Source organism: Promicromonospora sp. Populi (assembly GCF_041081105.1).
Lineage (GTDB): Bacteria > Actinomycetota > Actinomycetes > Actinomycetales > Cellulomonadaceae > Promicromonospora.
On the sequence record NZ_CP163528.1, the window covers coordinates 1,446,429 to 1,458,883 of the forward strand.

The 12,455-nt window shown below is 71.4% G+C and carries 9 protein-coding genes and 1 pseudogene; 6 read left to right on the forward strand and 4 right to left on the reverse strand.

What is annotated here, in order from left to right; all coding sequences use genetic code 11:
- Positions 1 to 83: 83 nt before the first annotated feature.
- The gene (locus tag AB1046_RS06425) at positions 84 to 1,298 is read left to right on the forward strand and encodes a pyridoxal phosphate-dependent aminotransferase (RefSeq protein WP_369373516.1); all 1,215 of its coding nucleotides are present in this window, start codon (positions 84 to 86) and stop codon (positions 1,296 to 1,298) included.
- Between the two features lie 82 nt (positions 1,299 to 1,380).
- On the opposite strand, the gene AB1046_RS06430 is transcribed toward AB1046_RS06425, so the two are convergent.
- The 4 genes from AB1046_RS06430 to AB1046_RS06445 all read right to left on the reverse strand — a co-directional run bounded on the left by AB1046_RS06430 (position 1,381) and on the right by AB1046_RS06445 (position 6,460).
- Positions 1,381 to 3,039 (reverse strand): alpha/beta fold hydrolase, encoded by a 1,659-nt coding sequence (locus AB1046_RS06430; RefSeq protein WP_369373518.1) that lies wholly within the window; start codon positions 3,037 to 3,039, stop codon positions 1,381 to 1,383.
- Positions 3,040 to 3,169: 130 nt separating this feature from the next.
- Positions 3,170 to 4,291 (reverse strand): Rv2578c family radical SAM protein, encoded by a 1,122-nt coding sequence (locus AB1046_RS06435; protein ID WP_369373520.1) that lies wholly within the window; start codon positions 4,289 to 4,291, stop codon positions 3,170 to 3,172.
- Between the two features lie 52 nt (positions 4,292 to 4,343).
- The gene (hisS, locus tag AB1046_RS06440; protein ID WP_369373522.1) at positions 4,344 to 5,723 is read right to left on the reverse strand and encodes a histidine--tRNA ligase; all 1,380 of its coding nucleotides are present in this window, start codon (positions 5,721 to 5,723) and stop codon (positions 4,344 to 4,346) included.
- A gap of 77 nt (positions 5,724 to 5,800) precedes the next feature.
- Positions 5,801 to 6,460 carry an MBL fold metallo-hydrolase gene (locus tag AB1046_RS06445; RefSeq protein ID WP_369373524.1) on the reverse strand — a complete coding sequence of 220 codons (660 nt, stop codon included), beginning with the start codon at positions 6,458 to 6,460 and terminating at the stop codon, positions 5,801 to 5,803.
- A 203-nt stretch (positions 6,461 to 6,663) separates the two neighbouring features.
- On the opposite strand from AB1046_RS06445, the gene AB1046_RS06450 reads away from it, so the two are divergent.
- From AB1046_RS06450 to AB1046_RS06470, 5 genes and pseudogenes are all read left to right on the forward strand, one after another.
- Entirely contained in the window at positions 6,664 to 7,446 is a 783-nt protein-coding gene (locus AB1046_RS06450; RefSeq protein WP_369373526.1) for a peptidylprolyl isomerase, read from the forward strand.
- Positions 7,443 to 9,389 (forward strand): DUF349 domain-containing protein, encoded by a 1,947-nt coding sequence (locus AB1046_RS06455; RefSeq protein WP_369373528.1) that lies wholly within the window; start codon positions 7,443 to 7,445, stop codon positions 9,387 to 9,389. Before AB1046_RS06450 ends, AB1046_RS06455 begins: the two co-directional genes overlap by 4 nt.
- Before the next feature lie 75 nt (positions 9,390 to 9,464).
- On the forward strand, positions 9,465 to 10,085 hold the full coding sequence (locus tag AB1046_RS06460; RefSeq protein WP_369373530.1) for a hypothetical protein: 621 nt from the start codon (positions 9,465 to 9,467) through the stop codon (positions 10,083 to 10,085).
- A gap of 10 nt (positions 10,086 to 10,095) precedes the next feature.
- Positions 10,096 to 11,188 (forward strand): annotated as a pseudogene (locus AB1046_RS06465) (DNA polymerase domain-containing protein).
- A gap of 96 nt (positions 11,189 to 11,284) precedes the next feature.
- Positions 11,285 to 12,454, forward strand: coding sequence for an ATP-dependent DNA ligase (locus AB1046_RS06470; protein WP_369373532.1), 1,170 nt, complete (start codon positions 11,285 to 11,287; stop codon positions 12,452 to 12,454).
- The last annotated feature ends 1 nt before the right edge of the window (position 12,455 follow it).

A 12,455-nucleotide genomic window follows, 5' to 3' on the forward strand; every position in this document is an offset into this window, starting at 1 on the left:
AAGTTCACAAAACCACCCGGTGCCCCATCTCGCCCACGGACGACGGTGCGCGGGCGCCACCTCGGACCTGAGAGCATGTGCCGGTGCGAGAGATCAGGCAGAGCCGCAAGCTGAAGTCCGTCCGGTACGACGTCCGGGGTCCCATCCTCGAGGAGGCGTACAAGCTGGAGGCGGAGGGTCACAAGATCCTCAAGCTAAACATCGGCAACCCGGCGCCCTTCGGCTTCGAGGCGCCGGAGGCGATCCTCGCGGACATGGTCCACCACCTGCCCGAGGCACAGGGCTACAGCGACAGCCGCGGCATCTACTCGGCGCGCACGGCGGTGGCGAACTACTACCAGACGCACGGCCTGGACACGCGGGTGGACGACGTCTACATCGGCAACGGCGTCTCCGAGATGATCAGCCTGGTGCTGCAGGCCATGATCGACGACGGCGACGAGGTGCTGATCCCCGCGCCCGACTACCCGCTGTGGACCGGGGCAGTGAGCCTCCAGGGCGGCAAGCCCGTGCACTACCGGTGCGACGAGGCCAACGGGTGGAACCCGGACCTGGAGAACATCGAGTCGCTCATCACCCCCGCCACACGGGCCCTGGTGGTCATCAACCCGAACAACCCGACCGGCGCGGTGTACAGCGAGGACACCGTGAAGGGGCTGGCGGAGCTGGCGCGCAAGCACGACCTGGTGCTCCTGAGCGACGAGATCTACGAGAAGATCCTGTTCGACGACGCCACCCACCACCACACGGCCACGTACGCCGGCGACGACGTCCTGTGCATCACGTTCAGCGGCCTGTCCAAGGCGTACCGGGTCTGCGGCTATCGGGCGGGCTGGGCCATGATCTCCGGCCCCAAGCACCGCGCCAGGGACTTCCTCGAGGGCCTCACACTGGTGGCCAACATGCGCATGTGCGCCAACGTGCCGGCGCAGCACGCCATCCAGACGGCGCTGGGCGGCTACCAGTCGATCGAGGCGCTGATCGTGCCCGGCGGCCGGTTCTACGAGCAGTCCATGCTCGCCGACAAGCTGCTCAACCAGATCCCGGGTGTCACCTCGGTGCGGCCGCGCGGCGCGCTGTACTGCTTCCCGCGGCTGGACCCCGAGGTCTACGGGATCGAGGACGACGAGGCGTTTGTGATCGGCCTGCTGCGCGACAAGAAGATCCTGGTCACGCACGGCACCGGGTTCAACTGGCCGGAGCCGGACCACTTCCGCCTGGTGACGCTGCCCGACGTCGATGTGCTCACCGAGGCGATCGGCCGTATAGCGGACCACCTGGAGACGCTCCGCACCTGACCCTTGGAGCAGATCCGTTCAGCACAGCACCTGCTGCCAGAGACCGGGGGAATCTGGCAGCAGGTGCTGTGCTGAACGGCTCTTAGCCCGCGGCGCCGAAGGGCACCAGGTCCTGCTCGCACACCGCGCCGTCGTCGGCCTCCAGGGTGACGAGGTACTCCGCGATCGCCGCGTCGGCGCAGCTGCTCCGGCCGATCGTGGTGTGGCCCCAGCCGTCAACGGTGAGCATCCGGGCGTCCGGCCACAGGTCGGCGTAGGGCTGGGTGAAGCCGTAGTTCGTGGCCGGGTCGAACCGGGTGCCGATCACGAGCACGGGCTGCTGGGTCGACTGCTCCCAGGGGCCGGTGTACGCGTCCTCGTCGTCGATGTCGATGAACTCGCACTGGATGGCCAACCAGCCGCGGAACAGCCCGAAGTGCGGGTACTGCGCTTCGAGCGCCGCGACCTTGGCCGGGTACGACCAGGGCCGGCCGGGGAAGTCGGCGTCCGAGCAGACCGGACCGACCTGGCCACCGATGGACGGGTAGTCCTGGCTGACGCCGAGGCGCCGCAGCAGCTCGCTGATGGACAGGCCAGATCCCTGTGCCTCCGCGCTCGCCTGCGGGACCACGCCCGTCAGGAACGCGAGCTGTGCGATGAAGGCCGCCTGGTTCGCCCAGCCCGCGGTGTCGGACATGGTGTTGGTTATCTGGTACACCAGGTGGCCGTACCCGAACTGGATGGTGGTCCCGCCGCCCACCGGGAGCTCGACGGGCTGCTCCTTCAGCGCCGCGTAGACCTCCTCGACGATCTCGGCAGGGTCACCCAGGCCGTTGAGGGCACACCGCTCGGCCGCCTCGCGGCACAGGCGTACGAACTCGCCGTAGGTCTCGTAGGCACCCTCAGCCTGCCGGATCCGGTCGCCGAAGAGCTTGCCGTTGGCGTCGCCGGTCCACACCCGGGGGTCGAGTGTGCCGTCGAGCACCAGGGCACGCACGTTGTCCGGGAAGAGCGCCCCGTACGTCGCGCCGAGGACCGTGCCGTAGGAGTACCCGACGTAGGTCAGGGTGTCCTCACCCAGTCGCTCACGCAGCACGTCCATGTCACGGGCGACGTTGGCGGTCGACGCCGTCGCGAGCCTGTCGCCGCCGAACACCGTGCAGCCCCTGGCGAGCTGCGCCGACTCACGGATGAATCGCGCGTTCTGGGACGCGTCCTGCGGGAGCAGCAGGATGGACCCGAGGTACGCCTGCTCTTCCTCAGGCGTGGCGAAGCAGGTGGTCGGGTCCGACGTACCGACGCCGCGCGGGTCAAAGCTGACGATGTCGAATCGGTCGCGGACGGCGGCGTCGAACAGCACCTCGCCGTTCGAGTGCAGGGTCGCCACACCCGGGCCACCGGGTCCGCCGAAGTTGACCACCGCGCTGCCGATGCGGTTCTCCTGGTCCCGCGCGGGCAGCCGGGTCACCGCAACGGTGGTGGTGGGGCCGTACGGCTCGTCGTAGTCGGAGGGCACCTCGATCGTGGCGCAGTCGAAGGCCTCGGCGCCCTCGGTCGTGCACTCGGTCCAGGGGATGTCCCCGGCGGCCGCGGTCTGGACTGCGTCGGCCTGGGTGGCAGCCGCCGTGGCGGAGGACGGTGCACCGACCGCGGACTGTGCAGGTACCGCAACAACGGTCAGAAGTGCAGCTACAGCGAGGAGGGACAGGGCCTGGGGTATGGCCGCGCGAGCTTTGCGCGTCACCATAGAGCGCGATGTCATGGTGCCGAGTCAAACAGTGCATACCGACACACACAACGAAAGTCACCGGCGCTACGCGGCCTCGCCCGGTGGCCGACAGCTGGGGTGTGACCGGCGAGGCGCGGGTCGGCGAGCGGGATCCGGCGGCGCATCAGAACAGGGTCTCGCTGCCCACGTCCCCGGCCAAGGACGCCGCACCGGTGCTGTCGGCGCGCAACCCGCCGAGAGCGCCACGCGGGTAGTCGCCCTCGGCGTGTCGATCGGCCTCTGGTGCGTCGTCCGATCCGGTGCGGTGCAGGGCTGCCCGACCCAGCCCGCGCTCGTCGAGCAGCGGGCGCACCCGCTCCCAGAGCCAGTCCCGGTAGCCCTTGTGCGCGTACGCGCCGCGCGCGTAGACCCGGCCGTAACCCTCGACCAGGTGGGGGTGGGAGCGTTCGAGCCAGCCCAGGTACCACTCGCGAGCACCGGGCCGCAGGTGCAGTGGCAGCACGGTGACGCCGGTCGCTCCGGCGTCGGCCAGGTCGTCGAGAAGCCGTTCGAGGTGGGCGAGCTGGTCGGTCAGCCAAGGCAGGACCGGCGCGACCATGACGCCGCACGGCAGGCCGGCCGCCCTGATCGCACGGATCAGGTCGAGGCGAGCGCGCGGTGTTGGTGTGCCGGGCTCGACGGACTGCTGCAGCTCCTTGCCGTCCGGCGAGTCTGCGAAGGCCAGGGAAACTCCCAGTCCGACGTCGACCCACTCGGCGGCCTGCACCAGCAACGGCAGGTCGCGCCGCAGGAGGGTGCCCTTGGTCAGGATCGAGAACGGCGTGCCCGAGTCCGCGAGCGCCGAGATGATGCCGGGCATGAGCTTGTAGCGACCCTCGGCCCGCTGGTAAGGGTCGGTGTTGGTACCGAGCGCGACGGGCTCGTGGGTCCAGGACGGCTTGGCCAGCTCGGCGCCCAGCACCTGGTCGGCGTTGACCTTGACGACCACCTGCGAGTCGAAGTCGTGCCCGGAGTCGAGCTCGAGGTATTCGTGAGTATTTCGGGCAAAGCAGTAATAACAGGCATGTGAGCAACCCCGGTAGGGGTTCACCGTCCACTTGAACGGCATCTGCGACGCCGCCGGGACCTTCGACAGCGCACTCTTGGCGAGCACCTCGTGGAATGTGACACCCGCGAACTCGGGCGACCGGACGGTACGCAACAGCCCGGCGGTGCGCAGCTCGGGTAGCTCAAGCCCGGGCAACGCTCCGTCGTCGTGATCGATCGCCTGACCGTTCCATCGCATACCCGATTCGAACATTTGTTCGAACGGGCGTCAAGTTGTTACGCCGACGGCGTCAGGCCTTCGGGACGACCCGAGGCCAGCGGTCCTCGGCCGGCGGCTCCCATGTCGCGGCGTCGGCGTCTACCTGGTCGCCCGAGCGGATGTCCTTGACCTGGTCGGCACCCACCGCGCCGTCCTCCCCCGCGGAACCCGGGAACCACACGAACGGGATGCCGCGCCGGTCGGCGTACTTGATCTGCCGGCCGAACTTCGCGGCGTTGGGCGCCACCTCGACCGGGATGTCGCGGGCGCGCAGGGCCGCCGCCACCGTGTCGGACGCAGCGCGCTCCTCCTCGGACGCCACCGCCACCAGCACCGCGGAAGGCACCGAGCGTGTCGCCTGGACCAGCTCCGCGGACAGCAGCCGCGAGACCAGGCGCGAGACACCGATCGACAGGCCGACGCCCGGGTAGGTGTTCTTGCCGTCGGAGGCGAGCGTGTCGTACCGGCCGCCGGAGCAGACCGAGCCGAGCTGCTCGTGACCCACCAGCACCGTCTCGTACACCGAGCCGGTGTAGTAGTCGAGGCCTCGCGCAATCTTGAGGTCCGCCACGACCACACCCGGCGCGCGCTCGGCGGCGGCCGCGATCAGCGCCCCCAGCTCGCCCAGGCCGGTCTCCAGCAGCTCCGTGACCGCCCCGTGGGACTCGGCCAGCGCCCGCACCTCGGCGATCACACCCACGTCGGACCCCGAGATGGATGCGAGCGCCAGGCACGCCTTGGCCTGGTCGTCGGTGGCGCCGCACTCGGTGACGAGCAGCTCGGACACCTTGTCCGGGCCGATCTTGTCGAGCTTGTCGATCTGGCGCAGCACGCCCTCGACGTCGTCCAGGCCGATGCCTCGGTAGAAGCCCTCGGCGACCCTGCGGTTGTTGACCAGGATGCGGACCGGCGGCAGGCCGATCTCGGCCAGCGCGCCGAGCGCCTCGGCCATGACCAGCGGCGCCTCGACCTCAAAGTGGTACGGCAGCTCGCCCGCGCCGACGATGTCGATGTCGGCCTGGACGAACTCGCGGAAGCGGCCGTCCTGCGGGCGCTCGCCGCGCCAGACCTTCTGGATCTGGTAGCGGCGGAACGGGAACGCGATCCGTCCGGCGTTCTCCAGTACGTAGCGCGCGAACGGCACGGTCAGGTCGAAGTGCAGGCCGAGCTGCTTCTCGGAGCTGGAGCGGACGGCACCGCCCTCCTCCTGCAGCCGCGACAGCACGTAGACCTCCTTGGAGGTCTCCCCCTTGCGCAGGAGCTGGTCCAGCGGCTCCACGGCCCGCGTCTCGATCCCGGCGAACCCGTGCAGCTCGAAGGTGTGGCGCAGGGTGTCGAGGACGTGCTGCTCGACGATGCGACCGTCAGGGAGCCATTCGGGGAAACCGGAGAGAGGAGTGGGCTTTGCCATGCCACAGATCTTCCCACGTGTGCTGGGCTGTCAGCCCAGCTTTTCCACAGCCGCTCCGCGCTGGTCGACGTGCGCCCTCACACGCCCCCTGCGAGGAACGGGTTGGTCTCCAGCTCGTACGCCACGGTCGTGGCGGGCCCGTGCCCAGGGACGACGGCGAGCGCCGGATCCAGCGCACCGACGACGTCGCGCAGCGTCTCGGCCATCACCTGGCCCGAGCCGCCGTGCAGGTCGGTGCGGCCGATGGAGCCCGCGAACAGGACGTCGCCCGTAAGGATCACCTCCTCGTCGAGGTGGTAGAGCGTGGAGCCCTCGGTGTGGCCGGGCGCGTGCAGGGCGCGCAGCGTGACCTCGCCGAACGTCAGCACCGCGGACCCGCCGGGTGTCCCGAACGGCTCGACGACGGCGGGTGCCCGGTAGTCGTCGCGGTGCAGCCCGAGCGCGGTCTCCAGGGCGGGGCTGAGGGTGCCGAACGGGTCGGCCAGGCGGTAGGCGTCGGCCTCGTGCAGCCGCATCGGGATCCCGTAGCGCGCGCACAGGGCTCCCGCGTCCCACGTGTGGTCGGCATGGCCGTGTGTGGCCAGCACGGCCCGCGGCGTCAGTCCCGCGTCGTCGATCAGCTGCCCGACGGCGTCGGCCACACCCGCGCCGGCGTCCACGACGACGCAGTCGGCGCCGGACGACACCACGCAGCAGTTGGTACCGAACACTGGCGCGACCACTAGACGGAGCTCCACGCGGCCCACGCTAGCGGCTGACGATCCCGCGGGCCGACCCATCTTCACCCGCAGGGTGATGCGCTCAGGCAGTGTCACCTGGCATCCGATGCCTACACTGTCCCCGCACGGGGTGATTCGCCCCGGATCCGGCAGTGAATCGGTCCAGCACGGCCACGCCCCGGATCGCGGCGAGCACCAGAGAGCACGGAGAAGGGAACGCGGTGGCGTCCACCAAGCAGCGGCAGCGTGCGCAGCAGGCCAAGCAGGCGGAGAAGCGGGCGCAGCGGCAGGCAGCCAAGCGCGCACGCAGGCAACGCCTCTGGGTGTTCGTTGCGCTGTTCACGGTGCTGGCCCTCGTGGCAGCCTTCGTGATTGCCGCCCTCGTCAGCGACAACAGCGGGGCGGACGACGCCGGGGCGGACGCAGACGCCTGCCCCGCGGGTGTCGAGGAGGCTCGGGACACGTACGAGCTCGCCGACCCCGCCGTCGCCGAGGACCGTACCTGGACCGTCACCCTCCAGACCTGTGCGGGGACCACCGAGGGCGACATCGTCCTCGAGCTCGACGGCGCGGCCGCACCGCAGGCCGTCGCCAGCTTCGTCACGCTCGCCCAGGGCGGGTACTTCGACAACACCGGTTGCCACCGTCTCACCACGTCAGGCATCTTCGTGCTGCAGTGCGGCGACCCGACCTTCTCCGGCTCCGGCGACCCGGGCTATTTCTTCGGCCCCGTCGAGAACGCCCCGGAGGACGACGTGTACCCCGCCGGCACGGTCGCGATGGCCCGCCGCGGCGGCGACGCGGAGTCCATGGGCTCCCAGTTCTTCCTCGTCTACGAGGATTCGACCATCCCCTCCGACGCAGCCGGCGGGTACACGGTCTTCGGCACGATCACATCCGGCCTGGACCTGGTCCAGGCAGTCGCTGACGCGGGAACGGCAGATGGCGCCTCAGACGGTGCCCCTGTCAACCCGGTCACCATCGAAGGAGTTGAGACCCAGTGAGCGAACCCACTTCTCGCTCGTCGGAGCCCGTCCAGCAGGACGCGCCCGCCGAGCCCGTGGCCGAGACTCCGACCGCAGCCGTTTCTCCCGCCGAGGCGGAGAACGAGGCACCTGAGGCACCCGAGGCACCGGCCGAGGCAGACGCCGCGGACGCACCGGAGGTCCCCGCGCAGGAGACGGTCGTCGAGGAGGCTCCCGCCGCTGAGGCCGAGGCTCTGCCGGAAGAGGCCCCAGCGGCCGAGGCCGAGACCCCTGCGGAGGCTGAGGTGACCACGGAGACAGAGACCGAGGCACCTGCAGTCGACGTCGTCGAGGACGCAGTCACCGAAGAGCCCGCCGCTGAGACCGACGTCCCGGTAGCCGAGGCCCCCGCGGAGACGGCGGTCGTCGAGGAGACGCCGATCGCTGAGGAGACTCCGGTGGCTGAGCCTGAGGCTCCAGCCGAGCCCGAGGTTCCTGAGGCCGAGGCCGATGCCCCCGCGGAGGCGACCACCGCCGTCGAACCGGCAACCCCCGCCGCCCAGACCCCAGCGCCCGCGGCCCCCAAGCCGCCGGCGATCCCGTCGCCGGCCGCACTGGCCCGGCCCCGCCCGCCCAAGCCGGGCGTGCCGTCGGCTCCGGCGGCGCAGTCCGCCCCGGCTGCCGCGGTCACACCCGTGGTGCCGGCCGCCGCCGACGCCGCCGCGCACGCCGAGGCCGAGAAGTTCGGTCGCGTGGACGACGAGGGCAACGTGTACGTGCGCGAGTCCGCGGGCGAGCGTATCGTCGGCCAGTTCCCGGGTGTGACCACCACGGAGGCGCTCGCGCTGTACGTGCGCCGGTACCTCGAGCTGAACGCGAAGGTAGGGCTGTTCGAGGCTCGCCTGGACAGCGCCGACCTGGCGGTGCGCGAGATCGACCAGACGCTCCAGAAGCTCGGCGAGGAGACTGCCGAGCCGGCCGCCGTCGGCGACCTGGACGGCCTGCGTGGCCGGGTGGAGGCGCTGCGCGGCCGCGCTGCGGAGCGCCGGGCTGCCCTGGAGGAGGCGCGTTCCGCCGCGAAGGCGGAGGCTGTCGCGTCCCGCACCTCGATCGTAGAGCAGGCCGAGAAGATCGCTGCGACCGACCCGAGCAAGATGCAGTGGCGCCCCGCGGGCGAGGAGCTGCGGACGCTGCTGGACAGCTGGAAGGACGCCCAGCGTTCCGGGCCGCGCATCGACCGGCCCACGGAGGAGTCGCTCTGGAAGCGGTTCAGCCACGCCCGGACCGCGTTCGACCGCGAGCGCCGGCACTTCTTCGCGGATCTGGAGCAGCGCAACAGCTCCGCCAAGATCGAGAAGGAGAAGCTGGTCTCGGAGGCGGAATCGCTGTCGACCAGCACCGACTGGGGCTACACGGCGGGTGCGTACCGCGACCTGATGACGCGGTGGAAGGCGGCGGGGCGTGCGTCCCGCAAGGACGACGACGCTCTGTGGGCCCGTTTCCGGGCTGCTCAGGACCGGTTCTTCCAGGCCAGGGACGCCGAGAACGCCGTCATCGACGCGGAGTACGGCGAGAACCTGAAGGCCAAGGAGGTCCTGCTCGACGAGGCGGAGGCACTGCTGCCCGTCAAGGACCTGAACAAGGCCAAGGCCGCCCTGCGTAACCTCCAGGAGCGCTGGGAGGAGGCCGGCAAGGTGCCGCGCGGTGACATCCAGCGGGTCGAGGCTCGCCTGCGGGCGGTCGAGACCGCTGTCCGCGATGCCGACCAGGCGCAGTGGAAGCGCAGCAACCCGGAGACGCGTGCGCGCGCCGAGGGTGCGGCGGCGCAGCTCGAGTCCGCGATCGCGGGCCTCGAGGACGACCTCGCGAAGGCTCAGGCCAAGGGCGACAAGCGCAAGATCTCCGAGCTGGAGGCCGCCGTCGCGGCTCGCCGCTCGTGGCTCGAGCAGGTAGTCAAGGCAGCGGAGGACTCCCGGGGCTAGCCAGCCCCTCAAGTTGTCCACAGCGGGCCCGGTCGTGCACTGCGCGACCGGGCCCGCTGCGCGTAGGTTCTGCGCATGCCGTACCGGTCCACGTCCCTCGCCGCGCTCCTCGACCCCCGGCCGGTGCCCGTGCCGCTCGTGGTCACACCCGCGCACGTGGGCGGTCCGGTGGCCTGGTGGGACCTGCGGCGCGCGGGTGCGCTGGTCGAGCTGCGCGACGGCGTGGCTGTCGCCGCGGGGGCGGCCGTCGAGGCCCGGCATCGCGCGCTCGCGCTCGCGCACGAGGTGCCCGCCCGCTGCGCCCTGGGCGCAGCGACGGCGGCGTGGGTGCACACCGGCCTGTACGACGGCGACGGTCCGGCGGCCTGGCCGGTCGACGCGCCGATCGAGCTGGCCTACTCCCCCGGCACCCGTTGCCCGGACCCGCGTCCCGGGCGGGTCGCGCGGCGCGTACCGGGGCTGGCACGGGACACGGTCCGGCTCGCGGGGGTGCCCGTCACCCGGCCGACCCGCACCGCCGTCGACGTCGCCTGCACGGCTGAGCTGGAGGCCGCCGTCGTCGTCCTTGTCGCCCTGGCGGGGTGCGGCGCGGACCTGCGGCAGGCGGGGCGCCTGCTCGACCAGCGAGCCCGTGTCGTGGGCCTGCCGGCGGCGCACCGGGCGCTCACGGCAGCGCGGGAACGGCTGACGGGCTAGGTTCGGGGACATGGCCGGATCCAAGACACCCGCTGTAGAGCTCGACGTCGCAGGTCGCACCGTGCGCGTCACGAGCCCGGATCGCGTCGTGTTCCCCCGTGGGATCACCAAGCTGCAGGTCGTCGAGTACTTCGTGGCCGTCTCCGACGGCATCACCGGCGCGCTGCTGCACCGCCCCACCACGCTGGAGCGCTGGCCGAAGGGCTGGCACGAGGGCGCGCACCTCGCCACGCGCATGCCGAAGCCGAACGACCCGAAGGGGGACGGCTTCTACCAGAAGCGCCTGCCGAAGGGCGCGCCGGACTACGTCGAGACCGCGACCATCGCGTTCCCGTCGGGCCGGACGGCGGACGAGGTGTGCCCCACGGAGCCGGCGGTCATCGCCTGGGCGGCCAACATGGGCACCCTGACCTTCCACCCGTGGCCGGTGCGGCGTGACGACGTCGAGGCGGTGGACCAGCTGCGTATCGACCTGGACCCGCAGCCGGGCACCAGCTTCGACGAGGCCGCCGTCGTGGCCCCGCACCTGCGCGAGCTGCTGAGCGAGCTGAACCTCACCGGGTACCCCAAGACGTCCGGTGGCCGGGGGCTGCACGTGTTCGTGCCACTGGAGCCCCGCTGGACTTTCACGGAGGGGCGGCGGGCGACCATCGCGATCGGCCGCGAGCTGGAGCGCCTGGCTGCCGGGCCAGGTCACGACGCGGTGGTGGAAGGAGGAACGCGGCGAGGCGATCTTCGTGGACTACAACCAGATGGCCCGCGACCGCACCATCGCCTCTGCGTACTCGATCCGCGCCAACGGCAACGCGACGGTGTCGATGCCCCTGGACTGGGACGAGGTGGGCGACGTGCACCCGGACGACTTCGACGTCGTCACGGCGCCCGCTCGGTTCGCCGAGCGGGGCGACCTGTTCGCCGCGCTGCGCGCCGACCGCGACCCGGACCTGGACTGCTCCCTGGATGCCGCCCTGGAGCTCGCGGCCCGCGACGAGGCGGACGGGCTCGAGGACCTGCCCTACCCGCCGGAGTACCCGAAGATGCCGGGCGAGCCCAAGCGGGTCCAGCCGAGCCGGGACAAGGACCGCGACAAGTCGAAGGACTGACGGGTCCAGGGCCGAGCGATGAGTTCCGCCCCGCTCCGGCGTCGGACAGCACATGGGAACCTGCGCTACGCGCCGCGCTGAGGCAGGCTCGTCACTGTGACCACACTCAACCTGCCCGTGCAGCCCCCGGTCCGGCCGATGCTCGCCAAGAGCGTGGCGTCGGTGCCCGCCCAGCCGTCCGACGCCGATGCCGGACCCGCCTACGTGTATGAGCCCAAGTGGGACGGCTTCCGCGCCATCGTCTACCGCGACGGCGACGACGTGCAGATCGACTCCCGCAACGCGAAGCCGATGGACCGGTACTTCCCGGACGTCGTGGCCGCGGTCCGCGAGGCGCTCCCAGAACGGTGCGTGGTCGACGGCGAGATCGTCATCGCCCAGCCGTCCGACGACGCCGCGCGCGGCGCGGCGCACCTGAACTTCGAGCTGCTGTCCCAGCGCATCCACCCGGCGGCGTCCCGCGTGAACATGCTCGCCGAGACCACCCCGGCGGCGCTCGTGGTGTTCGACGTGCTGGCCCTGGGCGACGAGTCGCTCGTGGACCGGCCCCTGACCGAGCGCCTGGCGGCGCTGGACGGGCTGGGGCTGACCGGCCCGCTCGTGTTCGCGACGCCCCGCACCCTGGACGCCAGGGTGGCTACCGAGTGGTTCGACTCGTTCGAGGGCGCGGGCCTGGACGGCGTCGTCGCCAAGCCCGCCGACGGCGTCTACGCGCCCAACAAGCGCGCCATGCTGAAGATCAAGCACACGCGCACGGCCGATGTGGTTCTGGCGGGCTACCGGCTGCACAAGACCTCGACTCCTTCAGAGCCGCTGCTCGGCTCGCTGCTGCTGGGCCTGTGGGACGAGTCCGACGACGGGCCGCGGCTGCAGTTCGTCGGTGTCGCCGCGTCGTTCTCGGCGGCGCGACGCGCGGAGCTCGTCGCCGCGCTGGCGCCCCTGGTCGTGGAGCCCGGCACACCCGCCGCGGACGAGCACCCGTGGCAGGGCTGGAGCGACCCGGCCAAGGCCGAGGCCGGGGACCGGCTGCCCGGTGCGCAGTCCCGCTGGAGCTCGGGCAAGGACCTGTCGTTCACTCCCCTGCGGCCCGAGCGGGTGCTCGAGGTGGGCTACGACCACATGGAGGGCACCCGGTTCCGCCACACGTCCCAGTTCAAGCGCTGGCGTCCGGACCGCGAACCGGCGTCGTGCACGTACGAGCAGCTGGAGGAACCGGTCAGCTTCGACCTGGCCGAGCTGCTCCCGGGCGCCCCGGGCACGGTCTAGC

Excerpts from the sequence above, each read along its gene's own strand:
- AB1046_RS06430 (WP_369373518.1), bottom strand. The coding sequence starts at position 3,039 with ATGACATCGCGCTCTATGGTGACGCGCAAAGCTCGCGCGGCCATACCC.
- AB1046_RS06435 (WP_369373520.1), bottom strand. The coding sequence starts at position 4,291 with ATGCGATGGAACGGTCAGGCGATCGATCACGACGACGGAGCGTTGCCC.
- hisS (WP_369373522.1), bottom strand. The coding sequence starts at position 5,723 with ATGGCAAAGCCCACTCCTCTCTCCGGTTTCCCCGAATGGCTCCCTGAC.
- AB1046_RS06460 (WP_369373530.1), top strand. The coding sequence starts at position 9,465 with ATGCCGTACCGGTCCACGTCCCTCGCCGCGCTCCTCGACCCCCGGCCG.